Origin of the sequence: Pseudomonas sp. XWY-1 (genome assembly GCF_002953115.1) — a bacterium.
In the GTDB taxonomy this organism is placed as follows: domain Bacteria; phylum Pseudomonadota; class Gammaproteobacteria; order Pseudomonadales; family Pseudomonadaceae; genus Aquipseudomonas; species Aquipseudomonas alloputida.
In genome coordinates this window covers 2,074,668-2,099,454 of record NZ_CP026332.1, presented here as the reverse complement: position 1 = coordinate 2,099,454, position 24,787 = coordinate 2,074,668, and the positions used below count along the sequence as shown (strand labels likewise).

The 24,787-nt window shown below is 50.2% G+C and carries 19 protein-coding genes and 2 pseudogenes; 11 read left to right on the top strand and 10 right to left on the bottom strand.

Annotated elements, in window-relative coordinates; translation table 11 throughout:
- Positions 1–247 precede the first annotated feature (247 nt).
- The 4 genes and pseudogenes from PRJ_RS09780 to PRJ_RS09765 all read right to left on the bottom strand — a co-directional run.
- Positions 248–1,012, bottom strand: coding sequence for an amino acid ABC transporter ATP-binding protein (locus PRJ_RS09780; RefSeq protein ID WP_104961245.1), 765 nt, complete (start codon positions 1,010–1,012; stop codon positions 248–250).
- 11 nt (positions 1,013–1,023) lie between these two features.
- Positions 1,024–2,121, bottom strand: a complete 1,098-nt coding sequence (locus PRJ_RS09775) for an amino acid ABC transporter permease (RefSeq protein WP_104961244.1) — start codon at positions 2,119–2,121, stop codon at positions 1,024–1,026.
- Positions 2,122–2,131: 10 nt separating this feature from the next.
- On the bottom strand, positions 2,132–3,310 hold the full coding sequence (locus PRJ_RS09770) for an amino acid ABC transporter permease (RefSeq protein WP_104961243.1): 1,179 nt from the start codon (positions 3,308–3,310) through the stop codon (positions 2,132–2,134).
- Between the two features lie 63 nt (positions 3,311–3,373).
- A pseudogene (locus PRJ_RS09765) lies at positions 3,374–4,336 on the bottom strand (amino acid ABC transporter substrate-binding protein); the annotation flags it as partial.
- Between the two features lie 881 nt (positions 4,337–5,217).
- On the opposite strand from PRJ_RS09765, the gene glyA reads away from it, so the two are divergent.
- The 5 genes and pseudogenes from glyA to PRJ_RS09740 all read left to right on the top strand — a co-directional run.
- Positions 5,218–6,489, top strand: coding sequence for a serine hydroxymethyltransferase (glyA, locus tag PRJ_RS09760; protein ID WP_104961242.1), 1,272 nt, complete (start codon positions 5,218–5,220; stop codon positions 6,487–6,489).
- 203 nt (positions 6,490–6,692) lie between these two features.
- A complete protein-coding gene (locus PRJ_RS09755; protein WP_256597950.1) occupies positions 6,693–7,001 on the top strand; it encodes a hypothetical protein in 309 nt (102 codons plus the stop codon).
- A gap of 105 nt (positions 7,002–7,106) precedes the next feature.
- Positions 7,107–8,009 carry a bifunctional methylenetetrahydrofolate dehydrogenase/methenyltetrahydrofolate cyclohydrolase FolD gene (gene folD / locus PRJ_RS09750; protein WP_104961241.1) on the top strand — a complete coding sequence of 301 codons (903 nt, stop codon included), beginning with the start codon at positions 7,107–7,109 and terminating at the stop codon, positions 8,007–8,009.
- 10 nt (positions 8,010–8,019) lie between these two features.
- Positions 8,020–8,916, top strand: a complete 897-nt coding sequence (gene purU / locus PRJ_RS09745) for a formyltetrahydrofolate deformylase (protein ID WP_104961240.1) — start codon at positions 8,020–8,022, stop codon at positions 8,914–8,916.
- 221 nt (positions 8,917–9,137) lie between these two features.
- A pseudogene (locus tag PRJ_RS09740) lies at positions 9,138–9,640 on the top strand (SLC13 family permease); the annotation flags it as partial.
- Between the two features lie 1,162 nt (positions 9,641–10,802).
- On the opposite strand, the gene PRJ_RS09735 reads toward PRJ_RS09740, so the two are convergent.
- Complete coding sequence (locus PRJ_RS09735) at positions 10,803–11,486, bottom strand: serine acetyltransferase (protein ID WP_104961239.1); 684 nt, start codon at positions 11,484–11,486, stop codon at positions 10,803–10,805.
- 672 nt (positions 11,487–12,158) lie between these two features.
- Here PRJ_RS09735 and PRJ_RS09730 point away from each other — a divergent pair.
- Positions 12,159–12,848, top strand: coding sequence for a GntR family transcriptional regulator (locus tag PRJ_RS09730; RefSeq protein ID WP_104961238.1), 690 nt, complete (start codon positions 12,159–12,161; stop codon positions 12,846–12,848).
- A 57-nt stretch (positions 12,849–12,905) separates the two neighbouring features.
- On the opposite strand, the gene PRJ_RS09725 is transcribed toward PRJ_RS09730, so the two are convergent.
- From PRJ_RS09725 to PRJ_RS09710, 4 genes are all read right to left on the bottom strand, one after another.
- Positions 12,906–13,367, bottom strand: a complete 462-nt coding sequence (locus tag PRJ_RS09725) for a RidA family protein (RefSeq protein ID WP_104961237.1) — start codon at positions 13,365–13,367, stop codon at positions 12,906–12,908.
- A gap of 97 nt (positions 13,368–13,464) precedes the next feature.
- Positions 13,465–14,922 (bottom strand): NAD-dependent succinate-semialdehyde dehydrogenase, encoded by a 1,458-nt coding sequence (locus tag PRJ_RS09720; RefSeq protein WP_104961236.1) that lies wholly within the window; start codon positions 14,920–14,922, stop codon positions 13,465–13,467.
- A gap of 27 nt (positions 14,923–14,949) precedes the next feature.
- Complete coding sequence (locus tag PRJ_RS09715; RefSeq protein ID WP_104961235.1) at positions 14,950–16,155, bottom strand: iron-containing alcohol dehydrogenase; 1,206 nt, start codon at positions 16,153–16,155, stop codon at positions 14,950–14,952.
- Positions 16,156–16,179: 24 nt separating this feature from the next.
- Positions 16,180–17,178, bottom strand: coding sequence for an Ldh family oxidoreductase (locus tag PRJ_RS09710; protein ID WP_177429886.1), 999 nt, complete (start codon positions 17,176–17,178; stop codon positions 16,180–16,182).
- Between the two features lie 143 nt (positions 17,179–17,321).
- Between PRJ_RS09710 and PRJ_RS09705 the strand changes: the two genes are divergently transcribed.
- The 5 genes from PRJ_RS09705 to PRJ_RS09685 all read left to right on the top strand — a co-directional run bounded on the left by PRJ_RS09705 (position 17,322) and on the right by PRJ_RS09685 (position 23,156).
- Positions 17,322–17,981 (top strand): GntR family transcriptional regulator, encoded by a 660-nt coding sequence (locus PRJ_RS09705; RefSeq protein ID WP_104961234.1) that lies wholly within the window; start codon positions 17,322–17,324, stop codon positions 17,979–17,981.
- Positions 17,982–18,032: 51 nt separating this feature from the next.
- A complete protein-coding gene (locus tag PRJ_RS09700) occupies positions 18,033–18,632 on the top strand; it encodes a LysR family transcriptional regulator (protein WP_104961233.1) in 600 nt (199 codons plus the stop codon).
- Between the two features lie 403 nt (positions 18,633–19,035).
- On the top strand, positions 19,036–19,854 hold the full coding sequence (locus tag PRJ_RS09695; protein ID WP_104961232.1) for a helix-turn-helix domain-containing protein: 819 nt from the start codon (positions 19,036–19,038) through the stop codon (positions 19,852–19,854).
- Between the two features lie 360 nt (positions 19,855–20,214).
- On the top strand, positions 20,215–21,522 hold the full coding sequence (hisD, locus tag PRJ_RS09690; RefSeq protein WP_104961231.1) for a histidinol dehydrogenase: 1,308 nt from the start codon (positions 20,215–20,217) through the stop codon (positions 21,520–21,522).
- A 671-nt stretch (positions 21,523–22,193) separates the two neighbouring features.
- Positions 22,194–23,156 (top strand): helix-turn-helix domain-containing protein, encoded by a 963-nt coding sequence (locus PRJ_RS09685; protein WP_158682550.1) that lies wholly within the window; start codon positions 22,194–22,196, stop codon positions 23,154–23,156.
- Positions 23,157–23,212: 56 nt separating this feature from the next.
- Here PRJ_RS09685 and PRJ_RS09680 read toward each other — a convergent pair whose 3' ends face one another.
- Positions 23,213–24,643: an APC family permease gene (locus PRJ_RS09680; protein WP_104961229.1), complete on the bottom strand. Its 1,431-nt coding sequence runs from the start codon at positions 24,641–24,643 to the stop codon at positions 23,213–23,215.
- Positions 24,644–24,787: the final 144 nt, after the last annotated feature.

Genomic DNA, 24,787 nt, shown 5'->3' with positions numbered 1-24,787 from the left:
TGTAAATTAACGCAAGCTTTACATAAATGACAACACCATTGACCCTGGAAAATGTACCAACTTAATAAATCACTTTTATAGGCACCCTAATTAACGGCGCCTAACCAATTGAAAAAAAGGCTTCCCCAGCAATTAGGAAGCCCAAATACTGGACACAATAACCGAAGGTGACCAAACCCAAAAACCTGCACGACCTAAACGCAAGCTTTGTCATGTGCCCAATAAAAACCAACTACTTAACAAGGCCTCAATGAATTATCTGACTCAAGAATGTGCGAGTTCGTACATTCTGAGGGTTGTCGAAGAACTCTTCCGGGCCGGCTTGCTCAACGATCTCTCCCTTGTCCATGAAGATCACTCTGTTGGCGACAGTTCTGGCAAAACCCATTTCGTGAGTTACACAAAGCATGGTCATCCCATCTTCAGCCAAGCTAACCATAGTGTCCAGCACTTCTTTAACCATCTCAGGATCAAGGGCCGATGTCGGCTCATCAAACAGCATAATTTTAGGCTTCATGCAAAGCGCCCTGGCGATAGCTACACGTTGCTGCTGTCCACCAGATAGCTGACCAGGATATTTATTGGCTTGGTCTGGGATGCGGACACGTTCGAGGAAATGCATTGCTACTTCTTCCGCCTGACGGCGTGGCATTTTGCGCACCCACATAGGAGCCAAGGTGCAATTTTCAAGGATAGTTAGATGCGGGAACAGGTTGAAGTGCTGAAACACCATACCAACCTCACGCCTAATAGCCTCGATCTGTTTCAGATCTTCGGTCAGTTCTACGCCATCTACCACGATTTGGCCTTGCTGATGCTCCTCCAAACGGTTTAAACAACGAATTGTTGTCGACTTCCCAGATCCTGATGGCCCGCAAAGAACTATCCTTTCCCCTTGCTGCACATCCAGATTAATATTCTTAAGAACATGGAACTGTCCATACCATTTATTCATGTTGCGGATTTGAATAATTGGCTCAGGCACTACTGATGACTTTAAAATCTGGCTCATAAAATATCCTCTTAGCTCTTGTGACCAGTATCGAGCTTACGCTCCAGACTTCTGGAATAATGGGACATCCCAAAACAGAAAACCCAAAACACTAGCGCAGCAAATACATAGCCTTCCGTAGCCATACCTAGCCAAGCAGGGTCAGCAGCCGCTTGCTTAACGCTATTGAGCAGATCAAAAAGGCCAATTATCACGACCAAACTAGTATCTTTAAATAGTGCAATGAAGGTATTCACGATACCAGGTATCACTAACTTAAGCGCCTGAGGTAGGATTACAAGTCCCATGGCCCTCCAATACCCCAAACCCATTGCTGCTGCAGCTTCATATTGCCCCTTAGGAACTGCCTGGAGCCCACCGCGCACCACCTCTGCAATGTATGCAGACTGAAAGAGAACAACGCCTATCATGGCACGCAACAACTTGTCGAAGTTCATGTCTTCGGGCAGAAATAGAGGTAGCAGAACGGAGCTCATGAAAAGTACGGTAATGAGCGGAACACCGCGCCAAAATTCGATAAAGGTAACGCATACAACTTTTACTGCTGGCATGTTGGAGCGCCGACCCAGCGCAAGAATAATACCGAGTGGCAATGCTCCTGCGATGCCAACAGTAGCGATTACCAATGTCAGCATCAAACCGCCCCACTTACTCGTAGGAACCGGATCGAGACCAACATAACCACCATGTAGCAGGATAAACGCTAGAACCGGAAAAATGCCGAGGAAAGCAATTCCATAGGCGGCCTTACGAGGAAATCGACGAATGAAAAACGGCACAGCGCCTACCAAAGCTGCGACTACCGTTAAGTTTACTCTCCAGCGTTGAGTATCGGGATAGTAACCGTACATAAACTGATCAAAACGCTGCTGAACAAACACCCAACATGCTCCGGTACTCGTACAGTCCGCGCGAGTCGTACCTAACCAATTAGCGTTTATGACCGCCCAATCTAGTAGCGGCGGCACTATAAGCCATACCAGGTAGACGGCGAAGAGAGTCAGCAGCGTATTAAACCAACCAGAGAACAGGTTAGCTCGCACCCATCCTATCGCGCCCTTGGCCTTTACTGGCGGTGGCATATCAGGCTTAAAAATAAAAGCAGTCATCCTCGACACCTCACCGCTCAACCAGCGCGATGCGCTTATTATAAATATTCATCAGTAGCGAAATAGAAATACTGATTACCAAATAAACGCTCATAGTTATAGCAATCAGTTCAATCGCTTGGCCGGTTTGATTCAACACGGTACCAGCAAACAGAGATACCAATTCCGGGTAACCAATACCTGCAGCCAGTGACGAGCCTTTGGCAAGATTGAGGTATTGACTGGTAAGCGGCGGTATGATCACCCTTAAGGCTTGAGGAACAATTACCTTCCGTAACGCTTGCCCTTCTTTCAAACCCAGTGATCTCGCAGCTTCGGTTTGACCGTGGCTAACTGAACGTATCCCCGAACGAACAATTTCGGCAATGAATGCAGCGGTGTAGATTGTCAGAGCTAGTGTCAGAGCCAAAAGCTCTGGAATTAGTACCCAGCCACCAACAAAATTAAAGCCATTAAGCTCAGGGACCTGCCAGTGTAACGGGCTCCCGAACAAAACAGCACTACAACCTGGGATAGCTGCTATGAGGCCAACTCCAGCCCAAAACTTGTGGAATGGCTGCCCGGTTTCGTCAAAACGCTTATTGGCGTACCGGACCATAACAAGTATGGCGACGACTGCGATCCCGATTGCAATCACGAATGCTGTGAACCCGCCGGAGACCGAAGCCCCCGGCATGTTCAAACCTCGATTACTTATAAAGAACAGATTGTGGATATTAATACTACTGCGGGGCCCCGGAAGCGACAAGAAAACTGCAAAATACCAAAAGAGAATTTGGAGGAGCGGGGGAATATTACGAAAAGTTTCGACGTAAACAGCTGCCAGCTTGCTCACCATCCAGTTGGATGAAAGGCGTGCCACCCCTATTGTGAAGCCCAAGATCGTAGCTAATATTATCCCGATAAACGTTACTAACAGCGTGTTTAGTAGTGCAATCACGAACACCCTGGCATAGGTATCTGATTCAACATAAGGAATGAGATGTTGAGCAATCCCGAAACCTGCACTGCGCTCAAGAAAATCAAAGCCCGATGTGATCCCTCTATTCGCGAGGTTCTCTTGAGTGTTATTGAAAAAGTATAGACCAACTGCCAATACTGCGACTATGGTTATGACTTGGAGGATCAAGGCCCGGAACCTCGGATCGCTCAACGATATCCTACGCTTAGTGAGGGCTATTTTTTGCATGATTCATGCTCTACCGAAAACTATTGAACAATTTGCTCAGCTAGCGCTGAGCAAATCTTGCGGTCAGCGAATTGGAGGAGCGTACTGAAGGCCGCCTTGGTTCCAGAGGGCATTCAAGCCACGCTTGATCTTCATGTCACTACCGGAACCCAAGTTTCGATCAAAGGACTCGCCGTAGTTTCCGACCTGGGAGACAATTTTTACCACCCAGTCATTGGGGAGGTTGAGATCCTTGCCCAAACTACCGTCGCTACCCAGCAAACGAGCTACGTCAGGATTCTTGGTGTTTTTTACTAGATCAACAACGTTTTGCGAGGTAATACCAAGTTCTTCGGCGTTCAACATCGCATATTGTGTCCAACGTACAACCGTGAACCATTCCTCATCACCGCGACGGACAGCAGTTGCCAGCGGAAGTTTGTCAACAACTTCAGGGAGCACGATATAATCTTGCGGAGCTGCAAGTTTCAAGCGCTGCCCGTACAACTGCGACTGATCAGCAGTGAGCACATCGCAACGACCAGAGTCCAGAGCCTTGAACGACTCATCAGAAGTATCGAACGTGATAGGAGTGAACTTTAGACCATTCGAACGAAAATAGTCAGCAAGGATGTTTTCAGTTAGCGTTCCAGCCTGCATGCATACTGTTGCACCATCGAGTTGCTTTGCGCTGCTTACTCCAAGCTTCTTGTTTACAAGAAAGCCCTGACCATCATAATAGGCAATCCCAGCAAATAGAATGCCCATAGCCCCATCTCTGGACGAAGTCCATGTCGTGCTGCGTGAGAGAATATCCACCTCTCCTGACTGCAGGGCAGTAAATCGCTCTTTCGCGGTCAATTGAGTGTATTTAACCTTGCTTGCCTCTCCGAACACCGCTGCCGCTACAGCCCGACAAACATCGACATCAAAACCATGAAAATTTCCTTTGGCATCGGTATAGGAGAAGCCTGGCAGGCCATCGCTAATGCCACATTGTACGAACCCTTTCTTTTTGACATTATCAAGGGTGGTGCCTGCCATAGCGCCCACAGAAACCATAGAACCCAAAGTCACAGCCACGACTGCAAAGCCAGCCTTGAATTTATTATTTTCTTTTTTCATGTCATTGCTCTCATAGATTGCGGCACAGAAATTCCGTCAAAACGGGATAGTTTTGTCGGGTACTCAACCAACTTTCAGAGGCAGAAAACAAATCGCAGACATACATGCCTGATAGATAAATTTATCATTTTAGTAAGTGGCATAGCTTGCCCTCTTTTTATTTTGCCAGCCCAAAGTCACTACAGAGTAACGCTACAAACGCAGCCAGATTCTCAATGCCTTGGATAACGCTTGCTTGCGCTTCGGACAAGATTTCCCTGCCCAGATCAACCTACCCTCTGATTGAAACGAGTAAAAGCGAATATTTCTGCATTACGGCATAAGCTTAGCTTACGAATCCACAAGTCGTCGCTACCTCTATCTGCAACGTGCAAAACCGGCCATGAGTCCCTAGGTACAAATGCAACCTAAAGCACCGTCCTACCATCTCTAACCAGCCCGACTACATCTTCGGTGGCTTCCTGACCGAGATTAAACCCTGCTCTTTATTACCGACACAGTGCCGCAGGGGCAACCCGGGCAGCTGGGCACCCTACATACACTGAGACCCTGCTCATCTCAGCGATCTAAGAGGCCAAGTCGATAGCAAACAAAAAGCCTTACCATTCTCCATGTAAGGCTTTGACTTTTAAGAGTATTGCGTTTGTAACGAAAGAGATTTTCGTTGATACCTGATGTTCAGGTGCGCGTAAAGTCACGCCGATCGTTAAGTATTGCTTACATATATTTGAAAAAATATTTGCTTTTCTTGATCTTGGACAAGGTATAGGTTTTGAAAAAAACCCAAGAAAGGTACCGCAGCAATGACCCAATCCTATTTCAACGACAACCTTGCTCAGCGCGACCCTCTGGTCTTCAAAGCTCTTCGAGGAGAAAAAAATCGTCAACAGGGCCAGATCGAACTCATTGCCTCAGAAAACTCAGTCAGCCTAGCATGTTTGGAGGCCCTTGGCTCAGTGATAACTAACAAATCTGTTGAGGGTTATCCTGGTAAGCGTTTTCATGGCGGTGCTGACTTCGCTGACGTAGTAGAGCAGGCTGCAATCGACCGCGCCAAGGAACTGTTCGGCTGCAATTTCGTAAATGCGCAGCCGCACTCCGGTACCCAGGCCAACCAAGCAGTATTCTTCGCGCTCCTGCAGCCTGGCGATACCGTGTTGAGCATGGATCTCGCCTCAGGTGGCCACCTAAGTCATGGCGCTAAACCCAATCAGTCGGGTCGCTGGTTCAACATCGTTTCCTACGGAGTAGAGCGTGAAACGGGTTTAATCGATTATGCGAACTTGGAGGCGCTGGCTTCGGAACACAAACCCAAGCTTATCATCGCGGGTGGTTCCTCATACCCTCGCGAGATCAATTTCCCTCTTATCCGTGAGATCGCTGATAAGGTAGGTGCTACCTTCCTAGTGGACATGGCTCACTTTGCGGGCCTAGTAGCTGCCGGAGTCCATCCATCTCCAGTCCCACATGCAGATATCGTTACAACTACCACGACCAAAACCCTACGTGGCGCTCGCGGCGGCTTGGTATTGACCAACCGCGAAGATCTGTTCAAGAAGCTCCAATCGGCAGTATTCCCAGGCGTACAAGGCAGCGCGCACCTGGCAACCATCGCTGGTAAAGCGGTTTGCCTCGGCGAAGCCTTGACTGATGAGTTCAAGACCTATGGCGCCAACGTCAAAGCTAACGCTTCTCTGCTTGCAGAGGTTCTGCAGAAGCGCGGTGTGCGCATCGTCAGCGGTGGCACTGATACTCATCTTGTTCTGGTAGACGTCTCCTCCAAAGACCTGACCGGTCAGCAGTCGCAGGACGCACTCTCCGCAATCAACATCACCTCGAACAAGAACCCGATCCCGTTCGACAGCACCAAGCCATCGGAATGGAAGGGGTTACGTCTTGGCTCCTCGGCGGGCACCACTCGCGGCTTCGGTGCGAAAGAGTTTGAAATCATCGGGAACCTGATCGCAGACATCTTCGAGGCTCAAACTGCTGACGAGCCGACCCGTGCCGCCGTCATCGAGAAGAGCCGTGCAGTGGTTGCCAAGCTGGTTGCTGACTTCCCAATCTATGCCTAAAGGGTATGTGGCGGGTGCGTAGAACACCCGCCCTACTCCACGCTTTAGGAAAATGAAAATGAGCGTTCAACTTCCCAATGATCCAGCGCGTGATCATGTTTTGGCTGGCCGCCCTGCGCTTTGGCTGAACCCGAGTCTGAAGGCCAACGGCATCGCTGATCCGTCGCTACCGATCCGGGCTGCTCAGGTAAAAGAGGCCGAAGATGTTCGCTGCCGACGTCATGAAGCCCATGCTGTTAGGTGTATTGACGGTAGATGACGACGATCTCTTCCGCTGGCTGTTGAAGGCTCAGAGCACTCAGCAAATCCGCCTTGAGCCATCGGCGACAGCAGGTTTTGCCGGCCCTGAATTCATCGTGAACAGCACTCAAGGTCGCGCTTATCAAAAAGCTCATGGACTGAGTAATAAACTTGCTCAGGCAACACACGTTATTTGGACAACAGGTGGCGCCTTCGTTCCTGAAGAGCAATTCAAGGAATTCATGGCGCGCGGAGCTTCTCTGGTCAAATAAGACCAAAGCTGCCCATCGGGATATGCCCCTCATATCCCCCTCCGTTAGAAATACAGTACCTAAAGAACCAATTACGCCAGTCAATGACGTTGAGGTGATAGCTCCATGAACAACCAATCCCTGGCCGTCCGTATCGACGGTAAAGGCTTTGCCGCTAATCTTGTCGAAAAACTGACAGATGATGTAGCCGAAATTAAAGAAAAGACCGGACTCATCCCTGGGCTGGCTGTTGTACTAGTGGGTGAGGATCCTGCAAGTGGTGTCTATGTAAGTGCTAAGCATCGCCAGACACTCGCCATCGGTATGCAATCGTTTGTCTATAAGCTACCTGCTGATACCACTCAAATTGAACTGATGGCACTGCTGAGAGAGCTAAATATCGCACCGGATGTAAACGGGATTTTGGTGCAATTGCCGCTGCCAGCTCATCTGGACACCAACGCGGTCATCAATGCGATTGAGCCAGGTAAAGATGTCGACGGCTTCCACATCCTCAATGCTGGCCGTCTTGCGACAGGCCAGGATGCGTTAGTGCCCTGCACTCCATTGGGCTGCCTAATGATGCTCAAAGAGCGCCTGGGCAGTCTGGCCGGGATGCATGCTGTGGTTGTAGGTAAATCCAATATTGTCGGCAAGCCTATGGCGCAGTTGCTCATGGCGGAAAACTGTACTGTTACCGTCGCGCATTCCAAGACCCGCGACGTCCCGGCGCTATGTCGCACCGCCGACATTCTGGTGGTGGCAGTAGGTAGACCAGAGATGGTCAAGGGCGACTGGATCAAGCCAGGCGCAGTCGTGATCGACGTAGGCATCAACCGCATTGAACGCGACGGTCGCTCCCGCATTGTCGGCGATGTGGCCTACGACGAAGCAGGCCATGCATCGGCGATCACACCAGTTCCGGGCGGCGTTGGCCCAATGACCATTGCTTGCCTGCTGGCAAACACTGTGACCGCATTCAAGCGTCAGCACAAAATCGCAACTAAAAATGAAGCTGTTGCCGTTTAAGGTGATTCAAATGACCAAGACTAAAAATAACTACGTACTTCGAGTTGCTTGCCCTTCGATCCACGGCGTAACCGCTGCCATCACCAGCTTCTTATCCTCTCGCGGCTGCAACATCCGTGACAGTGCACAGTTTGACGACGAAAGCACTAACCACTATTTCATGCGGATCACGTTCCGCTCGGAACAAGGTCAGTCGCTGGAAGACCTGAAGAAAGAGTTCCAGCATCTTGTTGAAAAATACAAGATGGAATACGAGTTCTTCGATGAACGCGCCAAGCGCAAAGTCATCCTTATGGTTTCCCGCTTCGGCCACTGCCTGAATGACCTGCTGTACCGCTGGAGCATCGGCGCCCTCCCCATCGACATCGTCGGCGTGATCTCCAACCACCTGGATTTCCAGAAAGTAGTTGAAAGTCACGGCATTGCTTACCACCACATCAAGGTGACCAAGGAGAACAAGGCTGAGGCCGAAGCCGCGCAGATGCGCATTGTGCGCGAGACCGGTGCCGAGCTGATCGTGCTTGCACGCTACATGCAGATTCTGTCGGACGAGATGTGCCAGCAGATGTCGGGCCGCATCATTAACATCCATCACTCGTTCCTACCGTCCTTCAAGGGCGGCAGCCCGTACAAGCAGGCCTTCGATCGGGGCGTCAAGCTGATCGGTGCCACGTCACACTTTGTCACCGCCGACCTGGACGAGGGCCCGATCATCGAGCAGGACATTGTCCGTATCACCCACGCGCAAAGCCCGGATGACTATGTTTCTCTGGGTCGTGACGTCGAAAGCCAAGTGCTGGCCCGGGCAATCCACGCCTACGTCCATGGCCGGGTGTTCATGAACGAGAATAAAACGATTGTGTTCCCGGCATCACCTGACTCTTACTCGTCTGAAACTATCGGTTGAGATGATCGGGGTTCGCGCTCATTTCACCAAAGCACCTGCGTGTTTGAACAAACAATTAGATTAGGTGACTCGTAACCTCTTGAACATTCATTCAAGGGGTTGCTCCTACTTTTCAATATAACAAAGTTGAAGCAAGCCATGCCAAGTTAATAACACCTCGTCACTTTACCCATCTCATTTATAGATGCACGAATAACGAAAACAAGGTGCAAGGCATAGAAATGCAAGATACTACCTGGCTATTAGGAGTTCTGTTCTCCTCGATTGCAATGATCATCTTCCTGATCATGAAAGTACGACTTCACGCGTTCCTGGCATTGATCATTGCGTGTTTCGTTGTCGGTTTCGGCTCCGGCATGCCTGCCACTCAAATTGTCAAATCCCTGGAGTCAGGTATCGGCGGAACCCTTGGTTTCCTGATAGCCATCATCGGGCTTGTAGGGATCCTCGGCAAAATGCTCGAAGAGTCTGGTGGCGCCGAGCGGCTGGCGAAGACATTGCTCGATAACCTGGGGTCTACCCGTGCCCACTGGGTCATGGCCATCGTCGGTGCGATTGCCGGCATTCCAGTGTTCTTCGAGGTGGGGTTCGTACTGCTCATCCCATTGGTCTACGTCGTTGCCCGGGAAACGAAGATCAACCTGATGTTCCTCAGGATCCCGCTGGCCATCTCCCTGATGACCATTCACTGCATACGCCCCCTCATCCCGCCGCAATGGTAATCAGAGCGCCTGCCCCCTCTCCAAACGAGGCAATTGTTACTACCTCAATTCTAGAAGGAGATCAACCAAAACTCTGCCCCCTAGAGCCAGGCTCATGAGTGGCACCTTAGTCAAGACTTAAACTGTGTAATGATGAATCATAGACTGCGAGCGAAGGAAACTACCACTGCCAGCATCGACCTGTATACCTGAGCACTACTTTCAAATCATGAAACGCGCTAATCTAGGCTGACAATCACTTCGAGTGCAATTCATGAAGAATGCTGAACAGTTTTCGAGGCTTTCACTCGAACAACCCAAAGAACAAAGGACGTCATTAAAGACTAATACTTAATCCACATCGCCCGCTACGTATGACACCTACACAAATAAGATTTTCTGCACGCAGAAATGCGGAGCACGACGGACTGCTACCGAGGGACTTCCAAACAGCGATTTTATACTGACTGGGTCGACATCACTTGGCACACTTGCCCTCCCCTAACCTACCATTGCGCAAGCCCACTCTATAGCTAAATGTACCTGGGGCAGAATTACGCACTCACAAGTTATAGCTCCAGTGTACGTCATTCGATGCAACATATAATTTGGGCTGGGTTATGATTAAGCAAATCAAGAATACCACATCCAAATTCCGGACTCATGCTGAAGACCAACACTACGCAGAAAACTTACTGCAATCCACGTGGACGGCCGAGAAATTTTATTATAGTTTGCCTATTTCGTAGTAAAATCAAAAAAACTGAAAATCCGGTTCGGCCAGCGCCCGAAATTTTCGGCATTGATTCAAATACAAATCCCACTAACTTGGCGAGAATAATTCACGGAAAATCAGCAAATGGCAGAAATCCAATCAACCCGCTGTTCGATGCACCACCTATAAATCGATCAGGTGAGACTCGAAGAAACGCGCAATGGAATTCAATGGTGAACCGGAGGCAACTAAGCGCATTATATAATGCAGCTCAATAGTCTACACAAATAAAACCGGAAAGTAGGACAGCTAATCACAGCCCGCTCCGTATTTACCAGCCAAAGGAAGGTCAGTTGCTGTAGCGATGGATGAGCTGTGACCGAATCAACCGACTGCAAAGAGTACCAAAAATATCTCCAGAATCCGAACTCTGGAGAAGTGCACAATAGTCAATTTTTTAGGCAACCAAATTAGGTTATTACATCAGCAACTGATTCGATGAACAGGGTACACTCAGGAAGGGTAATACCCTTCTTCACAGTCACCCCTCCACACAGCACCGACTGAGCATGAATGGTGGCTCCTCGCATTAAAACTGGACTTTTACAAGCCCCTGCAGGACTGCGAAGAATACTGACTGCATTCCATAAGGTGACGTAATCTTCAATCACCACACCGTCATCGATCACTAGGCCCTGCCCATGACGGAGGACTACTCCCTTTCCGATCTGTGCGCCGGGATGAATATCAATCCCCCAAATCTGAGCTCCCCAATTTTTTAACATCATGGCGTTGTGTTGCTCGTCATTAAGCCAGAGCATGTGACTGATACGATAGAGCTGCAACGCTTGGAAACCTGCGCATGAAGACAACGCGACGTAATAGTCGACACAAGAAGGGTCGTCCTTTACGAAGCGATCAATATCAGCTTCAGACTGGACGCAGATCGTCAGCTCAGAGCGGAGCAACGCTGTGAGCCAGGCCTGAAGCTTATCGCCGCCCAAGTGCCTCATGCTGAAACTAAGGTTTGCGCCCAAGGCCGCCTCGAAGCAGTCATGTTGGAGGACGCGGTTTTCCACGTTCCATCGCATAACCGGATTCCAGCCTGCAAACTGTTCAGCCTGCTGCCTAATGATACGCCATACTGTACTCATAATGCCTCATAATATCGAATGGTCAATACATGATGATTTAAAACCGCAGCGTGATCCAGAACAACATAGTAGATGCATTCTAATGTAGGTATTAAAAAATCTTAAAACATGACATTTTAACACAGCTTCACTTAGCAAACGAAAATCACTATTCGTTCCGTTTATCTCTTCCGGCAAATCCCGATTGCGGAGACTATGCTAAGGCGGATCCATGTGACCCCTACCATCGCTGCGACCTCGCTTACACGTTCATGCTCGGCCAGCCAGACAAAGGGCGGGTTAGCTTCACCTCCGTCGAGCAGTAGCTGTCGGATCAAATGCTTCATCAGTATCGTGGCGACGGGCAAGCATCCAGCCACTCCTGAGTGGCCCCGCCCCGCAGCATCAACGTATGTGAAGTACGATACGGCAACAGCAGTCTCGACAGACTACCTGAACAGCGAAAGTCAAGCTACCGGGAGTAGGCGCCCACGGCGCTCCGACGATCATTGCAGCGATGCGTAGCTCTTCGAAGGTCGAACAGATATCGCGTGACGCTGTGAGCACAGAATTGAGCTCAGCCCGCTGCCTTGCTAGTCGCACAGCGCATTCAAAAATCCGTATCCGATACGATGCACGATTTGCCCCAGTTCATGTATTATCAGGGTGTAATGACCCAGCTGGAGATTTCCCGTGAATGCACCTCTGCCCCCCCCTCCCAAGAACGCGCCTCGCAACCTGCCACTTGGGGAGCAGGTATATGAAACCTTGCTCTCTCAACTAATCACCCTGAAGATCGGCCCCGGAAGCCGGATCTCTATCGACTCGCTATCTCGGGAGCTCAACGTTTCCCAGACCCCGATTCGCGCAGCATTGATTCGCCTGGAGTCCGAGGGACTGGTTATCAAGGTTCACAACATCGGGTACAGCGCAGCATCCATGCCTTCTCGACAACGGTTCGAGGAGATTTACGACATCCGAGAGATGCTGGAGCCTTACTTGGCGAGCAGAGCTGCTCAACAGCTATCCGATAGCGATGCGATGGAACTCAGTGCGCTCGCTGACACCATGAAGATTCCAGCTGGCAAAGACCTCAGCCTAGCCTACGGGAAGTTCGCCAAGCTCGATGCTCAGTTCCACGCTTGGGTTGCGGAACGTGGCAACAACCAGGTGGCCCAAGAAGCACTCAGCAGGCTTCACGCCCATGTGCACCTGTTCCGCCTCAGGTTCCATTCGCGCGTTACCGAAGAAGCGATCCAAGAGCACGATGCGATCGTGACGGCACTTCTCGACCGCGACCCTGTACAGGCAGCGGCAGCGATGAGAGAACATATATCCAGATCTCGTGCTCGCATGGAACCCTACTTCGAAATGATCGAGTAGGTGTGTCGACAATAAGGGTTCGGTAACGCTGTATCGATACCAAACCCGCAGGATGATTTAGACAGGTTTCACTTCAACAACAAGCTCAACCTCTACGCACACGCCCATTGGCAACTGCGCCACACCGAACGCAGAGCGGGCATGCTTACCAACATCGCCCAGAATCTCCACTAAGGTTTCGGAGAGACCGTTGGCAACGATGTGCTGCTCCTGAAATTCCGGGCCGGAGTTTACAAGCACCACCGCTTTGACAATACGCTTGATGCGATCCAAGCTTCCTAATTGATCATGAAGGGTAGACAGCAGGTCAAGTGCAACACTGCGAGCAGCTGCACTGGCTTCTTCGATGGAAATATTCTTTCCGAGCACTCCTACCCAAGGCTGACCATCACGGCGAGGGATGTGGCCGGACACGTGCAGGTTCGATCCAGTTTGCACAGCCATGACATAGCTGGCTGCTGGCTTAATTGAGTCTGGCAGCTTGATGTTCAGCTCAAGAAGACGCTCATAAACGCTCATTATTGGAATCCTATTTTGTTAAAAAATGAGCGGACTTGCTGTAACAAACTCAGCAAGCCAGCTCCCAAAAGCGCCACTTAAACTAAGATAATTAGAGTTACCAGTTCACAGAAATGTATTTGGCTTCCATAAACTCCAGCATGCCGTGGTGAGCGCCTTCGCGGCCCAGCCCGCTCTGTTTCACACCACCGAATGGAGCTGCAGGGTCTGAGACGATGCCACGATTCAAACCGATCATCCCGCTCTCGAGACGCTCGGAGATGCGCATCCCTCTGGCAATATCGCCGGTGAAGACGTAAGCCACAAGGCCATATTCGGTGGCGTTGGCAGCATCAACTGCTTCGTCTTCGTGATCGAACACTACAATCGGAGCGACTGGGCCAAAGATCTCTTCTTTCAGCAAGTCAGCGTTAGCAGGCACATTGATAAGTACGGTCGGGCTGTAGAAGTAACCGACGCGATCTGGGCTGTTACCGCCAGTCAGAACGACTGCACCTTTGGAAACTGCGTCATCAACCAAAGAGGCTACCTTTTCGACGGCGCTGGCATTGATCAACGGGCCACATTGGGTTCCAGCCTTAGCGCCATCATCTACTCGCAGAGCACTCATGCGCTCAGCGAAGCGCTTGGAGAATTCAGCGGCAATCCCGCGTTGTACGTAGAAGCGGTTCGCTGCAGTGCAGGCTTCGCCGCCGTTGCGCATTTTTGCGATCATGGCACCTTCGACGGCAACATCAATGTCGGCGTCATCGAATACTAGGAACGGAGCATTACCACCCAGCTCCATGGAGCAGTTCACTACTGAATCGGCAGCTTTGCGCAGCAGAACGCGGCCCACTTCAGTCGAGCCAGTGAAAGAAAGCTTGCGAACACGATCGTCATCTAGGATTTGGGAGCACACCTTGCCCGAAGCTCGGGTGGTAATAACATTAACTACGCCGTCCGGTACTCCGGCTTCAGCCAGGATCTCAGCAACCAAGTAGGCAGTCAGCGGGGTCTCGGTGGCAGGTTTCAAGATACAGGTGCAGCCCGCAGCCAGTGCAGGAGCGATCTTGCGGGTAGCCATGGCAGCAGGGAAATTCCACGGTGTCACCAGCAGGGCGATACCGATCGGTTCATACTGGACGATTGTGCGTGCAAGGCCGCTAGGAGAACGGCTGAAATCGCCTTCGATACGAACAGCTTCTTCAGCAAACCAACGGAAGAACTCGGCAGCGTAGGTCACCTCCCCAAGGGCGTCGTTCAGGGACTTTCCATTCTCCATAGAGATCAAAGTCGCTAGTCTTTCCTTGTCACGAGTCATCAGCTCGAAGCAGCGACGTAGAATTTCGCTGCGAGCTCGAGCTGGGGTGGCAGCCCAGGCCGGTGCAGCTTTGGCAGCAGCGTCAACAGCGGCCTGTGCATCGTCCAGAGAAGCGTCAGCTACTGACGCAATGATCTGCTGGGTCGAAGGATTGAACACTTCGATACGGGCCTGGGAGATGGAGTTGATCCACTGACCACCTATGAACAGGTCGGTTGGGAGTTGAACGACGTTTAGACATTGCGAAGTCATGATTGTTGTTTTACCTATCAATGTTAATTAAAGGCCGTGGAATGCTTGACCAACAAGCTCACGCATCGACTGGAAATCGAGCTTGCGCGGGTTATTGTTGACGAGACGAGCGGCCAGCAGCGATTGCTCCGCGATCCAGTCGAGTTGCGATTCTTTAATACCCAACTCAGCTATGGTGCGAGGGATCTTGATGGTCTCAAATAGCGCACGAGTCATCTCGACGAGCTGATCTACCGTTTCTTTGTCGGTAGCACCTTTGATATCCAACGCCTTGGCAATAGCAAGGTAAGACTCTGGTGCAACTTCGGCATTGAAGCGCATGACGTAAGGCAGGAGCGCGGCGACACCCAACCCGTGCGCAGTCTGAGTCAGCGCCCCTACAGGATACTGAAGTGCGTGTGCAGCGGCGGTACCCGCGACACCGAAAGCCATACCAGCCAACAGCGAACCTTCCATTAGCTTCGAGCGAGCTTCACGGTCAGCACCGTTGGCTACTGCGCGCGGTAGGTATGAGAACACAGTGCGAATGGCACTCAGGGCATACTGGTCGCTAAGCAGGTTCTTGCCTACGAATACACGAGACTGGGATAGATCAGAATTCACCGGGTTACGCACTGCTGTGAAAGCCTCAATGGCGTGCGTTAGGGCATCGGCACCCGAGATTGCGGTCAAACCAGGTGGGCAAGTGGCTGTCAGCTCGGGGTCACAAATTGCGGTATGGGGAATCAGATACGGCGAAGAGATACCGACCTTTAGGTCGCGCTTCTTGTCTGCTAGTACCGCTACCGGAGTGACTTCGGAACCGGTACCCGCAGTGGTCGGCATCGCGATGACAGGAATCAACGGGCCTGGAACTTTCAGCTCGCCATAGTACTCATCCAAACTTCCTCGGAAAGTCAACAGCAGTGCAACCAGCTTGGCCATGTCCAAGCAGCTACCGCCGCCCACGCCGATGACCACTTCGGGGTTAAGATCTTTATACTCGGTGACACAGGCCTCAATGCTGTCGGATGGAAGCTCCGCCAAGGTGCCACCGAAAACGCTACATTCAACGCCGTGGCTCGCCAGGTTCTCAAGTAGCTCAGTCATCACAGGAGAAGACGCCAAGCGCTCATCCGTACAAATCAGTGCTCGCTTACCGATCTTCGCGGTAATAGCACCTAATGCAAAGCGCTGACCATCGCCAAATACGATTTCTTTGGGACTACGAGTTAGACCAAATTCATTGTTCATCTCTCTGACCTTCCTAACTTATTATTATCGGGCGAGCGCTTGAATGTTATTCCAGACAAAAGCAGGTAATTTCACACCGTTTTCCAGGCTCTTCCTGCGAGCGATCAACGCGCGATCGCCTGGCACAAGTACAGGGCGTTCCACCTTTGCAGGCTTGCAGTCACGGATCGTTTGCAGGTACCTGCTAATATGTTGAGCAACACCATGAGCCGGCTCGATCACAATGAACACGTCGCCTTTGTTACATTGGTGAGTGGAGTCAAGTGTGCCTTTCACCTCGGTACCGAGTGCAGACGCAGTCAGACTGGCGACTAGCACTTCGATTGCCAGGCCCAAGGCATATCCTTTTGCTTCACCAAAAGGTGCGATGGCTCCCTCTTTGGCCGCAGTTGCATTGAGCGTTGGGTCACCATTTGCGTCGAGCGCCCAACCATGCTGAAGCTGCTCACCACGGTTCGCGTAATCGTGAACTTGGCCCATCGAGACTAGGCTGGTTGCCATATCCAGAATGAATGGTGCCGGCGACGCCGGCACACCGATTGCGATAGGGTTGGTACCGATCAATGCCTTGCGGCCACCCCAAGGGTGGACGAGAGCCTCGCTTGTGGTCAGCGCGATCAGAATTTGGCCCTCTTTAGCAACACGCTCCGCATACAGCGCAAGCATCCCAATGTGGTTGCAGTTGCGAACGTTCGCGATAGCAATGCCAGCTGACTTGGCCTTCTCCGAGATCTCCTTCAGCGCTGAGAAAGCGACAACTGGCCCGAGACCATTCTCACCGTCCACGTCATACAAACTAGTACCGCGCCAAGTGCCAACGCCCTTAGTAGTGGGGTTGCAAACGCCATTTCGAATACGCTCGATAACGCGCGGCAGCCGCTGCAAGCCATGCGATGCACGCCCACGTAGCTCTGCTTCGAGAAGCAATTCAACCTGAATATCCGCATGAACCGAAGGAACACCGGCCTTGCTCAGCGCTCGGGTGCAAGTAGCGGTGGCTTCTTCTGGGCTTATTGTCAGCACCTGATGACCCCTCAAAATAATATCGTATCGGAAATCGTATTTGATTTACCTTACTGCCTTGGTATTATGCTGTCAACGAATTTTTGGAACACCAGCACGTGACTAGGTTATCCACTCTCTCTTTTTTTTCTGGTCAGCCTCTCATGGACACCAACCACTTATCGCTTGGCGACAAGGTCTACGAGACGGTGTTGGCAGAGCTCATCACACTGAAGGTGTTGCCCGGCAGCAAGATTTCAGTTGACGCATTGGCCCGACAACTAGGCGTCTCGCAGACCCCGGTACGCGCGGCTCTCATCAGGCTCGAAGCAGAAGGATTGGTGGTCAAGACACACAACGTAGGCTACAGCGCCGCCGACATGCCGGCTCGCAAGCGCTTCGAAGAGATGCATGAAATGCGCCTGCTGCTTGAGCCATATATGGTGGCCCTTGCCTGCGAGAGGATGAGTGACGAGCAGCGGCGGTACCTTAGCGACCTCTCAAATCGCATCGAAATTTCGGCCAAAAAGCATGACTCCACCGCCTATGGTCACTTTGCAAAGCATGATGCAGAGTTCCATGCTTGGATCGCGCAGCAAGCCGGCAACGAGCTCATGGCCGAGACTCTCGCTCGCCTCCACGCGCACATGCATGTTTTCCGACTCTGTTTCCGCACATCCGTAACCGAGCAGGCCAGAGAAGAGCACAACCTCATCATCTCAGCGCTCGTGAATGGCGACGCTCAGACCGCTACTGACGCCATGCGGGAGCATATTCTGAAATCGTGGGAACGCATGTCTGCACTCCTCTCCGACTTTAATTGAACATGCATCTCATAACGTACTGATCGTCAACCGTTATTTGGGTAAATCTCCATGCAAGGCATTACAGACCTCGGGCCACTGCGAAGCTTTATAGAGGTGGTGAGACAAGGCGGATTTACTCACGCCTCGAAAGTCCTCGGGATTACCCAGGCCACCGTCAGCAAGCATGTGGCTCTTCTTGAGAACAAGCTGGGTTTCAGGCTACTTATCCGATATCCTAGAAAAGTGATCCTTACCGATAGTGGCAACGTGGTTTATAGTCGAGGTATACAACTACTTTCCCTCAATGATGACCTAATCCTTGAACTCAACGAATTGGCCGACGTTAAGACCGAAAAGCCCAATATCGATATCGCTGCTCAAGGCTGCTTTCAGCACAAAATCCAGATAGATACCAGCAATGACATCAACGCCGACGTCATTCACAAATTGATGCCACTTTTCCTCAAACAGTCTACTGCAGCTTTGCAAGCCCCCATACCGACCAAGGCGAAAGCCAAACAACCAACTTACGATGCCGTGTCCGTCGAGTTGCCTTTCGGTGAGCAAGTCGTGACCCTGAACTGGCCCGCCTCTGACCCAGATGGATGCGCACGTTGTGTCCGTAAGCTGCTCCAGTATCAGAAGCGATGTCATTTGGCCCGCTGCTGATCTATAGCCACGACACCGCTCCGATTGATAACTTCGCGCAGTTGGATTCAAATGATGTCGTAGACCGCATCTCACCGCCAGGGCAAGCGGAGCTAGCGGTTGGGAGATCTGAATGGGAACGAGTGACAGAATGGAGCCGCCCCGATAATCTAAGCCTCCTGCCAATGCATAGAGGCTCACTGGAGCCACGTTGAACGCGAAGGAGCCAGAGCTAGGATGTGCGAAAATGAATACCAGTCAGGGGGCTTAATGATACCTGCTCTCTCAGGATTACTATTCGGCGTCGCAGAATAATACGTCTAATCACCCCCACCCTTTTCGATCTGACGCGGTAACATGTAGAAATGTTGCTTGGCTTTTTGATTACGAACCTGTATGGAAATTCTATCTGGAGGTCTTGTCCATGGCTTCATCTGACTACCTATCCGCCAACCTACGAACACTGTGCGAAAAGTCGGGATCTGTAACAGAATTCTGCAGGAAAGTTGGTCTCAACCGGCAACAGTTCAACAAATATCTTGCTGGCACTCACGAGCCTTCCAAGAGCAACCTTAGGGCTATTGCCAATCATTTTGGCTTATCAACTGAAGTTCTTTTTTCATCCCCTGGAGACTTTAGATCCATAATTGACGGCAGCCACTTTCATCTATTTCGAAGTCTGATCCAAGCGCCCAAGATGATCAGCTTCATCGACGAAGTCACTGCCAGTGCAACCCCCTCACCTAGCAGTATAATTGGAGTCTATGAACGCTATCACTACTCGTCAATTTACACCGGCCAGATCGTTCGCTCGATTTTCTGTATTTACGAAGCGGAGGGATCCCTAAGGCATTACTATGTTGAGCGATTTCCTAGCGCCGATGGCACAGGTAAAAACGATTACCACTTTAAATATCATGGATTGTGCTTCCCTGTTGCAGGCCGAATTTTCGCTATAGACTTTGAGACGATTCAGCGCAATGAACTGACATTCAGCAACCTGGCGTCTGTGAACCGCAACTCAAAAAAATTTATCTTCGGAGTTACCAGCGGGATAGCCGCTTCAATGATGCGGCAACCGGTAGCAGCCAAGGTCGCAATGGCATTTGTGGGTAAAGGCTTAATACGCAAAACTCATATAAAGCGAGCAACAGTGCTTTCACCCACAGATCCTTCCATCCCCAAGGAAATCATTACTTACCTAGACAGTGATAACTCCTTCATCGATTCTGCCCGTATATGACGTAGAAAATGCTTCTTAAGGCTCATCATCACCTCGCAGCCGCCAGCTTCCCCACTCCAAATCCAGCCTGCGTCACAGTGCGTCACTTTTCGTCCTTATGAGAAATTGTGGCGACTCAGATAAACGCTTAATTTCTTTACTAGGCAGGGCATTAAGCCTTCTGGTCGTTAGGCTTAGCCGCTCTGCCGGGAGCGTCGATCTCCGCATCCGCACGAACTAGCGGAAGCGATTGACTCACATTTGGCTTGGTTAACCAATGTAAACAAACAAGGCGTTTTGCCTGAAACTATTTATTTCAGAACTACGCGTCGGAGTATGGCGAGACGCTAGGGTTCTGATACCTACAATAAAGGTGATGAGATGGCTGAGTGGATAAAAAAAGCGAACCCTACGGAGCAGCAAGTAGCCTCGAACGAGAAAGTAAAATCGGACGTTTCCCGTATTCTCCTGGACATCGAGAAGCGCGGTGATGCCGCCGTCCGCGAGCTATCGACTCAATTCGATGGTTGGGATCGCACTGACTACCGCCTGACACCTGCGGAAATCCAAGAGTGCATGAATAAACTGACTGATCGTGAGCGTGATGACATTCTGTTTGCTCAAGCTCAGGTACGTCGCTTCGCTGATGCTCAACGTGCCTCTATGCTGGATTGCGAAATCGAAACCATTCCAGGTGTTATCCTGGGTCATAAGCACATCCCAGTAAGCGCTGCCGGCTGCTATGTTCCAGGCGGCAAATACCCATTGCTGGCTTCGGCCCACATGTCCATCGTCACGGCTAAGTCGGCGGGCGTCCAAAACATCACCACGGCAGCCCCTCCCTTCCAAGGCAAGCCCGCCCCTTACATTGTGGCAGCTCAATACCTTGCAGGCGCAGACTCGATTTACTGCCTCGGAGGGATCCAGGCCGTGGGTGCGATGGCTATCGGCACCCAGAGCATCGATCCGGTGGATATCATCGTCGGCCCAGGTAATGCCTATGTGGCTGAAGCCAAGCGTCAGCTTTTCGGTCGAGTGGGCATCGACCTCTTCGCCGGCCCCACCGAGACCCTGCTGATCACTGATGACAGCGTGGACGGCGAGCTTTGTGCCACTGACTTGCTCGGCCAGGCAGAACACGGTAAAGATTCTCCTGCCGTCATGCTGACGACTTCCCGGGAGTTGGCGGAAGACACGCTGAAGGAAATCGCACGCCTTCTGGAGTTACTGCCAACTTCTGCCATCGCCGCGGAGGCTTGGGAGAACTTTGGTGAAATCATTCTCTGTGAGTCCTATGAGGAAATGGTCAAGTTTTCGGACGAGTACGCCTCTGAGCACGTTCAGATTATGACTCGAGATGACGACTATTTTGTTAAGAACTTGCAGAATTACGGCGCTCTGTTTGTGGGTGCTCGCACTAATGTCTCCTATGGCGACAAGGTAATTGGCACCAACCACACGCTGCCAACTAACAAAGCAGCTCGCTACACAGGCGGCCTATGGGTTGGTAAATACATCAAAACTTGTACTTACCAGCGAGTCCTCACTGATGAAGCATCAGCCCTCATCGGTGAATACTGCTCTCGCCTGTGCCTCATGGAAGGGTTTGTCGGTCACGCTGAGCAAGCCAACATCCGAGTCCGTAGATATGGGAAAAAGGATGTAGCTTTCGGGGCGCCTGCTTTGTAAACACATAAAGGGAGCGAAGTGTCTCTTCGCTCCCTGCCGGGGTGTTTAATTTAACCCCTCATAAATATTCCCACCCAGACTACAACCCCACATTTTTATGTCATTTGAGAAATATAGACAACCTCTGCTCTCCGGCGCAATGCCCGTAAAACTACTGCACCTGACCTGATCAGTTCTCACATACAGCTACGCCAATCACATCAAACATTTTCTGCCCTTAGCATAGTAGCCTATGAAACCACTCCTCGGACTACATCTTGCGTTACTGGAAAGCCTTTTCAGCGAACCGGGCCATGGGCATCTAACAAAATCAAGTCTCATGACACGCACCAGAAACAGCATAATATAACTAGATATTATCGAAAACTGATGGACCTGGATCTTGAACAGCGCCGTTACATTTAGTATCACCTAAACATCGCATCATGCTATGTTGACCCTACCGCTAGAATTCCAGGAGACAATGTGCTCAGCGCTTCGACACGGCAGAATCAGGCTTTAAATTTTTATTCCATTTCCACATAACGGAATTGTCAGAATATCGGATTTCCCATTAAATATTTGACAATCGATACCAAGTTGCTCAAAGCCGTACTGGGAGGATGGCGCTGGCATAAAAATTGCTTGGAATTAGGCGCAATCAACCCAGCATGGTAAACAGGAGGAAAGCGATGGGCCTTGATGAGAACCATAAAGTACGTTTTTCTAGAGATGTACACTCCCAGGCACAAGTTATATCGCAGTGGCAGCAGCAATATGCGCAGATTTCTCGTGGCGTATTCAAGGGTGTCGGAATCGACCTATCGTTAGATCAGGCAGATTTTTACTTTGAGCAAATGAATAAGGCCACGTACCAGAAGGGCTGTATACCAGACAACTCAATCGGTCTCGTCGTTGCACTCAAATGTGATGAGCAGATGGCAACTTGCGGAAGATCAGTAAGCCAAGGGGACGTGGTACTGATATCAGGACGGTGCGGATACGAATTCAAAAGCGCGGAGAACATGAAGGCACTGATGATCAGCATCCGTAAGGGATCAGAACTCGAAAAACACTTAACAAATGATTTGCTTTTAAATCTTGAATCGTCACCGAGAGTGTTGGCAACAATCTGCGAACCAAACTTGAAAAGACTCGAAAATTCATTCTATCTGTCCAGCGATGCGAACACACACTTTGCCTCCACATCGGTCAACTTGATAGACGTATTCACCGACTCGCTATATGAATGGCGCAAACAAACGAACTCAACTAAACCCCACATCGAAAGCTACATCGTTAATCATTACTGGGAAATCATAAAAAGGGCTTACTCGATAATCATTTCCCAGCCTTATGAGATCCGTTCTATATCGCAACTGATTGATGAATTACACATTTCACGTGGAACGCTTCAAAACGCAACCCATCAAACGGTAGGTATGAAAGCCGCCGAGTTTATGAGAGCAATCCGGTTAAATCAAGTCCTGAAAAACATGTCATCAGGAGAATCGGTAACTACGGCTGCTACTAACTGGGGCTTTCTACACCTCAGCCATTTTTCCAGAGAATACAAAAAGCTATTTGGTGAACTACCTTCGCAAACACTAAAGGCAAAACTCGAAAATCTTTATACTCAACCTAAACATAGGTAAGTTAGGCTGGCAACCAGTCCAGCCTAACAACCTCTTAGCCAGTTTAATACACAGATTCAAACCCGCTCACACACCTGAACCAGCCGCAACGGCGATAAACATTTGAGATACAAACCGCGTGTTGCCCCAATCACAAATGTGCCTACCACCACCGCAACTATCGAAATATTTACAAAATTCCAACCTTGACTTCCTGTCAGGGCGGAAATATTCACAAGAGCTAGGCACAGGAAACCAACAAGGCAGATCAAAGAGAGGTACGGTGCAATTTTGGAGTTCCACACCGGAACTGCGCGTGAATCCTTCCTGAAGAACAGAATTACTGAAAGAGCAGTTAGGGTAATGATGAGCATGTAACCCAGGGTACCTGCCGCAGACCCCCAAGTATATACCTCTTTGATAGGGTCGAGGTTGAATACAATCGAACCGACAACCAATGCCAAAGCCGTTAGAGTTTGTGTAAACGAAGCTCGATGTGGAGACCCATGAACATGGTGTACGTCAGAGAATCTTGGATTAATAACAGATGAACGGCCCAAAACATATTTATACCGAGCTATCACATTGTGATTTGCCAGTGCAGCGGAGAACAAGCTGGTAATCACCAGGATATTAGCTATATCTTGGGCAACCTTCCCCATATAATGACCTACAAAATCAATATACATATATTCTGTATTACTTAGCGCCTGCTTTACTACATCATCAACACCAATACCAATGATAGTAAGATAAAACGACACACAGTAAAGCACGACAATGATAATGATAGAATAGTAGGTAGCCAGAGGTATCGTCCGATTCGGATCTTTGACCTCTTCTCGGTAAACGACTGTTGCCTCAAAACCTACAAAGCACAGCACGGTGAAGAGGATGCCAATACCAGGATTACCAGACATGAAGCTGGAGGGTAGTAGAGGAGTGGCATCCAGGCCTGCTAAGCCGTGCTGCCAAACAACAACAATATCCGCAACAATTATGATAGCGATCTCCGCCACCAGTGCCACACCTAAAACCTTGGCGCTCGCCTCAATATTTCTGTAACCAAGGACACCGATAACTAGGATGATAGCACTGGTGTATATACTCCAGTGTAAATTCACATCCACCCAGCGCTCGACTGCATCCTTTACAAGAATAGATAAGAACACTTCAAGTGCGAGCAATACCAATGTATATGAAACTACAGCAACGGCTGCGCCGCCAATTCCTGTAACTGGCCCCATTCCCTTGAGAATATAAGCGTAGAATGCGCCTGACCCTTCAATATATTTGGACATAGCCACAAATCCAAATGCAAACAGAAGCAAAGCACAACCAACCACCACCGAAGTCATCGGAACACCGATACCGTTACCCAACCCGATCATCAGTGGCCCAGTACCAGCCATTACCGTCAAGGGAGCTGCTTGGGCTAGCACCATCAATACAACGCCCATCACACCAAGGCTGCCTTGCAAACCGGCCATCTTGTTTTGAGTTTCCATTATATTTCACCTTTAACCCTGCAACCGAAGCACTACGTCAGCTAGATAACAGTCCTGAACGCATGTATCGGATATAGAGCTGTTAGATAACGTTATTATTTTAAACTTTTTAGCACTGGCAGCTTTAAGGAAACAATTTGTTAT